Origin of the sequence: Campylobacter sp. (genome assembly GCF_020024835.1) — a bacterium.
Classification (GTDB): domain Bacteria; phylum Campylobacterota; class Campylobacteria; order Campylobacterales; family Campylobacteraceae; genus Campylobacter_D.
The window spans coordinates 71,110-79,164 of the sequence record NZ_JAHHTD010000001.1 but is presented as its reverse complement, the minus strand read 5'-3'; the positions used below and the strand labels follow the sequence as shown (position 1 = coordinate 79,164).

Here is an 8,055-nt window from a genome sequence, read left to right as displayed (position 1 = left end):
GCAATGCTATTTTGCAATTTCTCATAAAAAAAGCTATTTATCTTAAATTTTATATTCATACCATTTTAAATACTTTGATAAATTTTTTATAAGATATTTTTCTAATTTTAATAGCTATTATACAATCAATTTTAAAGCCTTTGTGTTAAAATACAAAATAATTTTAAAACAAGGATAAACAATGAAAAGCTTTTTTAAAGGACTTGGAGTAGGATTGCTATGCTTGATACTTTTTGTATTAGGTGTAGTATTTAATACTGAATTTTTAGGTTTGAAAAATCAAAATTCTAATTCTTTAGAATTTGCAAGAGATATAGAGGTTTTTGATGAAATTATGCCTAATAGCTACAAAGCAAATTTGAATTTTAACGCAAGCAATGAACTTAGTCAAAAAACAATTATAAGCGAAGAGGAAAAGGCGTCTATTGAAAATACTTTCAAAGAACTTAGTATGCGTATAGCTAAGGAGAATTTTTGCAAAGGAGGTAGTTATACTTTAGAGCCAAATTATAATTACAATCAAGACCACAAAACTTTAAATGGATACAATCTTTATTCAAATTTTTCTTGTATTTTTTCTAAAGAAAAAAATAAAGACTTTGAAGCTATGATTAAAGATATTTATGATATCAGCTCTAAAAATTCTTTAATTGTATTTTCCACAAAAGCTTTACAAGCTACTTTTGATGAAAAAATTTTAGAAGAAAATAAAGAAAAATTATACGATCTTGCTTTAAAAAAAGCTTTTGAAAAAAGCGAATATTATTCTAAAAATTTAAATAAAATTTGCTCTATAAAAAGCATTGATTTTGACACAAATCAAGCTCTCCAGCGTCTTTCAAAATTAATGCACGCTAATTTAGCTTTTGATAATACCACTTTACCTATTACACAAAATGAAAAGCAAAAACTCTTAGCAAAAGTTATCTTTGAGTGCAAGTAATTTGCACTCATTTTTTAAATTTAATAATCCCTTGTAGCTTGGTAAAATGCAAATTAATATAAATAAAATCAAAACAAATGATTGGAAATTATTTTTAAAAGATGAATTTTCAAAACCTTATTTTCTAAAAATACAAGAAAATTACATCAATGCTTTGCAAAATAAAGAGATAATTTACCCACCAAATAATTTAATATTTAATGCTTTTAATTTAACCCCGCTAGAAAATCTCAAACTTGTAATCTTAGGACAAGATCCTTATCATCATAAAAATCAAGCTATGGGGCTTAGCTTTAGTGTGCCCTATGGTGTAAAAATTCCCCCTTCTTTGCTAAATATATACAAAGAACTTTTTAATGACTTAAATATCCCTATAGCTAAACACGGAAATTTGACTAAATGGGCTAAGCAAGGAATTTTACTTTTAAATTCTATATTAAGCGTTAAGGCAAATAATCCAGCTTCTCATATGAATTTTGGTTGGCAAAATTTTAGTGATAATGTCATCTTAAAATTAAGTGAAAAAAAAGAAAATTTGATATTTTTGCTTTGGGGAAATTACGCTAAAAACAAAAAAAATCTTATAGATCAAAATAAACATTTTATCTTAGAAGCTGCCCACCCTTCTCCTTTAGCAAGAGGGGCATTTTTTGGTTGTAAGCATTTTTCAATAAGCAATAATATCTTAAAACAACTTGGAAAAGAGCCTATAGACTGGGACTTAAATTATTGATAAATAAGCTTAATTTATATATTTTATTTATAAATAATTTTTATTAAAATTTTTAATTTTATGTGTTAAAATGAATCACTAAAAACAAAAAAAGGAGACAATAATGAAAAAAATTATTACAGGAACATTGTTAATTTCAAGTTTTTTATTTGCTACAAATATGGCAAATAACGATATGAAATCACAAAAAGACAGCATTGTAATTAAAATGCAAATACTAGATAAAGATACAAATAAAGACGCTGGAGAAATTGTAGCTATTCAAACAAAATACGGAGTGGCATTTTACCCAAATCTTCAAGGATTAGAAAGTGGAATTCATGGTTTTCATATCCACGAAAATGCAGATTGTGGAGCAAATGAAAAAGGTCTTGGTATGAAAGCTGGAGGACATTGGGACCCTAATAAAACTCAAATGCACTCAACTCCTTGGGACGATAAAGGTCATAAAGGAGATTTACCACCACTTTATGTTGATAAAGATGGTAAAGCTACAAATCCTGTCCTTGCACCTAAGATAAAAAATATAAAAGAATTAAAAAATCATTCTTTAATGATACATTTTGGTGGTGATAATCATAGCGATCATCCAATGGCTCTTGGAGGTGGCGGAGCTAGAATGGCTTGCGGTGTAATCAAATAATAAAACTAAAGGCTTTTTTGCCTTTAGTTTATTTGAAAATCTTTGTAAAATCAAGATTATTTTTTGTATCAAATTCCATTGTGCAAAAACTTTGACCTAAATTATAATTAGCTATAGCTCCTGCAAGCTCACTAAGCAACAAAGCAAGCTCTTCTCTTTTATCTTCTATATATGCTTTCATACCTAAATAATCACTATTTTCTAAAATTTTTATTGGGTTGCAAATTTCAAAGCAAAAAGCTTTATTCCCAACATTTACATTATAGTTATTATCAAATAAAGCATTACCTAAAAATGAGCAATTATCTACTATTTTAATACTCTCACTAGCGATTAAAACCTTATCTTGCACATCTTCATAATCTCTATCTTCTAACAATTTTAAAATCTTTTTCAATGCAGAATCTAAAATTTGCAAAGCACCTACAAAATCATTTGCGTCTGTGATATCTTCGCTAAATTTTTGTGTTTGATGTTTTAAATTTGCTCCATCTAAACCAATGCCAGTTTGACCTAAATGCTTTTGTAATATTTCTAATTCATCTATCATAATCACACCTTCTTTTTTATTGCTATGATTAAAAAAGCATTTTTTATTCCAAATTTTTTATTATCCAGCTAGAAAATTCTTCACTAAATTGTTTAAAAATATCATTATAAGTTTTAATTAATAAATTAGGATTAGCTTCACTAAGTTCCTTTTCATAGGAAAAATATCTACTTGCTATGACACTTTTATCTTTCATATCTACTAAAGTAAGATTGATTGCGAATTTAGCTTTTGAATTTATTTGATCTAAAAATTCTTGCTCTAAAATATCTATCTTGCTTTCTAAAATAAAATCTACTTTAGCTAAGCTATCTTGATTTAAAACAGCTTTAAAAATTTTAAGATTTTGTAAATTAAATTCTAAAAAATTTTTCACCATTAAATTTGGATTTTCTTTCCAAAAATGATATGCGTAAGTATAAGTAAGCTCATCTTTTTTATAAAAAATACTGCTTGAATAATCTAGGCCTTTAGGAAGTGTTACTATTATATTTGCATTTTTATAGATATTTGTATTGATTAAATTATTTTGCAAATCTATAGAAAAATACTTTGCAGAAGGTAAAGTTTGACTTGGATTAATCAAAGAACAAGCACTAAAAAATAAAACTATCAAAACAAAAAATATATTTTTCACATCATTCTCCTGGAGCGTATTGAGTCTTTTGATCTTTATAAATAACACTTGAAGGATTTTGCTTTAATTTTTCAAGCAATTGAGTAAAATCCAAAAGTAAAAATCTCAAAATTTCTAAATTATCATTTAACAACACCTTACTTTTTTCCAACTCATCAAATTCTAAATTTACTTTATTTAAAAATACAGAAAAATCCTCTGAGCTTTTAGCTACTTTTGAAGAAGTGTTGTGGATATTTGATAAAAATGGCAAAGATTGTTTATTTAGTTTTTCTACTAATTGAGAAGAATTGAATAAAAAATTTTCAAAATGCTTTAAATTTTTATCACTTAAAAGAATTTCTAGTTTAAATTTTAAGCTAGAGATTAATTCTAAAATATTTGTAGTTTGTTTATCTATACTTGCAAAAAAACTTTCTTTAGAACTAATAATAGGATATTTGCTATCAATTGCCTTTAAAATAGGTGCCTTTTCACTACCGCCTGAAAGCTGTATAAATTTAAATCCAGTGATACCTTGAATTTGTAAGCTTGCATAAGTATCTGTTTTTACGACTAAATTAGAATCAAGTTTGACTAAAATTTTAACTCTAAATTTTGAGCTTGCTGTATCAATGCTTATCTTTTCTACGCTCCCTACATCTACACCTAAAAATTTAACAGGAGCTTTTACGCTAAGTCCTGCTACAGATTCTTCCATAAAAATTTCATAATAATTAAAAGCCTTTTCGTGTTTTAAATTACCATACCAAACTATAAAAAACAAACTTATAAAAAACAAAACACTTGCAAAAATTCCTATGAGTATATAATTTGCCCTATTTTCCATTATCGCATAAACCTCTTATATAACTTTTCATTTTGATTTTGTAGCTCTTGCATACTTCCTAAAAATCCCACTTTTTTCTCATCTATAATTAAAAATCTATCTAAAACTTTTTTCATACTTTCTTTATCGTGAGTTACTAATACTACACATAAATTAAAACTATGCTTTAAATTTAAAAGCAAATCGTCAAATTCTCTTGAGCTATAAGGATCAAGTCCAGATGTTGGCTCATCTAAAAATAATAATTTAGAATCAAGCGCTAAAGCCCTTGCTATAGCCACTCGTTTTTTCATACCGCCACTTATTTCACTAGGGTAAAGCTTAGCAGCACTCTCATCAAGCCCTACCATTTTGAGCTTCATCATAGCTATTTCTTTGATATCATTTTTTTTTAATTTCGTGTATTCATTTAATGCTATGCTAATATTTTCAATCACATTAAAAAAGCTAAATAAAGCTCCGTATTGGAAAACAACTCCCCATTGTTTTTGTAAAAATAAAGCATCTTTGTCATTTATACCACGCAATTTTTTACCTAAAATTTCATACTCGCCACTATCAAAATGCTCAAGCAAAAGCATTTGCCTTAAAAGCACTGATTTTCCACTACCGCTACCACCTAAGACCCCAAAAATTTCATTATCTTTTATATCAAAGCTAATATCTTTATGAACACATTTTTCACCAAAATAAGTGCTTATATTAGTAGCTTTTATAATCAAATTCCAGCCTTTGTTAAAAATATAGAAAAAATAGCGTCAAAAGCTATAACCCAAAAAATAGCATTTACAACACTTTTTGTCGTATAAATTCCTATACTTTCAGTTGTTTTTTGCACGAAAAATCCTCTAAAACAAGCTATAGAAGCGATCAAAAATCCAAACATAGGGGCTTTTGCAAGTCCAATTATAATGTGTTTTAACTCCACTGCCTCTTTAAAGCGACTCATAAATTCACTTGAAGTGATCTCCAAACTCACCCAAGCAACCATAATGCCACCTAAAATGCTCAAAATATCAGCTACTATTACCACAAAAGGCATAGCTAAAGTTAAGGCTAAAACTCTAGGCAAAATAATAAATTCATTCTCTTTAAAACCCATTGTTTTCATAGCGTCAATCTCATCAGTTAGCTTCATAACTCCAATTTGAGCTGTATAAGAACTTGCACTTCTTCCAGCTATAACAATAGCACTAATTAAAGGTGCTAATTCTCTAGTAGCAGAAATTCCCATTAAATCAACAATATAAATATTTGCTCCAAATTGTGCGAGTTGATAAGCTGCTTGATAAGCTAAAACAATACCAACAAGCAAAGAAGTAAGCATTACTATAGGCAAAGCATTAATAGCACTATTTTCTACGTGATATAAAAAAGCTTTAAAGCGTAATTTTTTAAGATTAATTAGAGTTTGAAAACAAGTAGTAATTATCAATCCTATAAAATTTAAAAACTGGATAAATACCTCAAAAGAAATAAAAATTTTCTTTCCTAAATTTTCAAAAAAATCTTGAATTTTGTGCTGTTTTTCTTGAGAATCATCTAAGCTTTTGTAATATTTTTCACAAAGATTAAAAAGTATAATGTGCTGTTTTGATAGATTGATCCTAGCTACTTGATAGCCTTTTTGCTTTAGCTCATTTTCTAAAGCTAAAAAATACCTTACTCCTATAGTATCTATAAAATCTAATCTTAAAAAATCAAAAACAATATTTTTATTTTGCGGAAAAATAGGGACTTTAGCACTAATTACGCTATCTTTATCCCAACTTCCAAAAATACTAAAAACATATTCTTTAGTATTATCAAATGCTTTAATCTCCATTGCACAAACTTATGATATAAGAACTCAATCTTTCCTCACTAAATCCAAAAAATTCAAACACATCTTTATCTTTACCACTTTCGCCAAAGCTATCTATGCCATAAACTTTATCACAAACCCTATAAAGCTCGTTTGAATTTGCTGCTTCTACCCCTATGACTTTTCCTTGTAAAATTCTTTTTTTATAAGCTTCATCTTGCTTGATAAATAATTCATAGCAAGGCATAGAAACTACATTGCAAATAATATTTTTTTCTTTTAATTTTATAGCAGTTTTTAAGCACAAAGAAACTTCACTTCCACTAGCTAATAATGTAAATTTAGCATTAGCTTCCTCTTTTAATAAATACGCTCCATTTTCTACATCTCCAAAAATCGGATCACTTAATGCATTTAATTTTTGACGCGATAAAACAAAAATACTTGGCATATTTGTCTTAAGTGCTATTTGCCACGCTTTGACATTTTCTACCCCATCACCTACACGAAAGGTAAGAGAATTAGGCATAGCTCTAAAAGTGCTAAGTTGTTCTATTGGTTGATGAGTTGGCCCATCTTCTCCAACTCCTATGCTATCGTGAGTAAAAATAAAAAAATGTTTTATTTTCATCAAAGCAGCCATTCTTGCTGCTGGTTTTAAATACTCACTAAATATAAAAAATGTAGCCGAAAAAGGTAAAAACAAACCATAACGTGCAAAAGCGTTATTTATAGCAACCATTGCGTGTTCTCTTATGCCAAAATGGATATTTTTTCCATATGGAAAATCTCCCATATCTTTAAGCTCTGTTTTATTTGAAGGTGCTAAATCCGCACTACCACCTAAAAAGCCTGGCACAGCCTTAGCGATTTCATTTAAAATCATACCATTGCTATCTCTAGTAGCTAAATCTTTTCCTTTAAAATCTGGAAAATTAATCTTACTAAAATCAGGTTCTAAAAGCTCTTTTAATAAAGCTTTTTTATCTTCGCTTAAATTTTTTACCTTTTGCTCCCATTTAGCTTGCAATAAATCTCCAAGCTCGACAACTGCTTCAAAACGCACTCTTACATCATCAGGAATTTCAAAAGTTTTTTGCGGATTAAATCCCAAAGCTTCTTTTGCTTTTTTAATAAGCTCTTCTCCTAAAGGTGCTCCGTGAGAATGATGACTTCCTTCAAGCTCTAAAGCTCCTTTTGCGATTTTAGTATGTGCTATAATCAAACAAGGCTTTTTGCTTTCTTTTGCAGTTTTAAACGCTAAGTCAATTTGTTCAAAATCGTGTCCATTTATTTGAAGCACTTCAAAATTTTGAGCCTTAAAACGCTCTTTTATGTTTTCATCAAAAGCAATACTAACATCACCTTCAATTGAAATATTATTACTATCATATATGATGATGAGATTATCAAGCTTATGAAGTCCAGCTAAAGAACACGCCTCATAAGAAATTCCCTCTTGTAAATCGCCATCACCACAAAAACAATAAACCTTATGATTAATAATATCCTCTCCTAAAAGCAAACTAGCTTTTTTAGCCGCCATAGCAAAACCTACTGCATTAGCAATGCCTTGACCTAAGGGGCCTGTAGCTATTTCTACTCCTGGAGTGAAAATTTCAGGGTGTCCTGGAGTTTTAGAATGAAGTTGGCGGAAATTTTTTAAATCATCTAAACTTATATCATATCCACTCAAATGCAAAAAACTATACACCAAAGCACTAGCATGGCCGCCAGAAAATACCAATCTATCGCGATTTAACCAAGTAGGATTTTTAGGATTATGTATAAGATACATACTCAAAACACTTATAATATCAGCTAAGCCCATAGGAGCACCTGGATGACCGCTATTTGCTTTTTGTATCATATCAGCACATAAAAATCTTATCGTATTAGCTTGTTTTTGTAACATT

9 protein-coding genes are annotated in these 8,055 nt (G+C 28.7%); 3 read left to right on the top strand and 6 right to left on the bottom strand.

The features are described 5' to 3' along the window. Positions 1-181 precede the first annotated feature (181 nt). From QZ429_RS00475 to QZ429_RS00465, 3 genes are all read left to right on the top strand, one after another. Complete coding sequence (locus QZ429_RS00475; protein ID WP_291949420.1) at positions 182-943, top strand: SIMPL domain-containing protein; 762 nt, start codon at positions 182-184, stop codon at positions 941-943. 46 nt (positions 944-989) lie between these two features. Then, a complete protein-coding gene (gene ung, locus QZ429_RS00470) occupies positions 990-1,676 on the top strand; it encodes a uracil-DNA glycosylase (RefSeq protein WP_291949417.1) in 687 nt (228 codons plus the stop codon). A gap of 103 nt (positions 1,677-1,779) precedes the next feature. Next, entirely contained in the window at positions 1,780-2,319 is a 540-nt protein-coding gene (locus QZ429_RS00465) for a superoxide dismutase family protein (protein ID WP_291949414.1), read from the top strand. Positions 2,320-2,347: 28 nt separating this feature from the next. Here the strand turns inward: QZ429_RS00465 and QZ429_RS00460 are convergent, their stop codons facing one another. Genes QZ429_RS00460 through tkt form a run of 6 tightly spaced genes read right to left on the bottom strand, consistent with a single transcriptional unit; the run spans position 2,348 to position 8,054 of the window. Next, positions 2,348-2,869: a flagellar FLiS export co-chaperone gene (locus QZ429_RS00460; protein ID WP_291949411.1), complete on the bottom strand. Its 522-nt coding sequence runs from the start codon at positions 2,867-2,869 to the stop codon at positions 2,348-2,350. Between the two features lie 43 nt (positions 2,870-2,912). After that, positions 2,913-3,506 carry an ABC-type transport auxiliary lipoprotein family protein gene (locus QZ429_RS00455; RefSeq protein WP_291949408.1) on the bottom strand — a complete coding sequence of 198 codons (594 nt, stop codon included), beginning with the start codon at positions 3,504-3,506 and terminating at the stop codon, positions 2,913-2,915. 1 nt (position 3,507) lies between these two features. Further along, positions 3,508-4,335: an MlaD family protein gene (locus QZ429_RS00450; protein WP_291949405.1), complete on the bottom strand. Its 828-nt coding sequence runs from the start codon at positions 4,333-4,335 to the stop codon at positions 3,508-3,510. Beyond that, on the bottom strand, positions 4,335-5,057 hold the full coding sequence (locus QZ429_RS00445; protein ID WP_291949402.1) for an ATP-binding cassette domain-containing protein: 723 nt from the start codon (positions 5,055-5,057) through the stop codon (positions 4,335-4,337). The genes QZ429_RS00450 and QZ429_RS00445 overlap by 1 nt, the downstream gene beginning before the upstream one ends. After that, on the bottom strand, positions 5,054-6,160 hold the full coding sequence (locus QZ429_RS00440) for an ABC transporter permease (RefSeq protein WP_291949399.1): 1,107 nt from the start codon (positions 6,158-6,160) through the stop codon (positions 5,054-5,056). The genes QZ429_RS00445 and QZ429_RS00440 overlap by 4 nt, the downstream gene beginning before the upstream one ends. Then, positions 6,150-8,054, bottom strand: a complete 1,905-nt coding sequence (gene tkt, locus QZ429_RS00435; protein ID WP_291949396.1) for a transketolase — start codon at positions 8,052-8,054, stop codon at positions 6,150-6,152. The genes QZ429_RS00440 and tkt overlap by 11 nt, the downstream gene beginning before the upstream one ends. Position 8,055 lies beyond the last annotated feature (1 nt).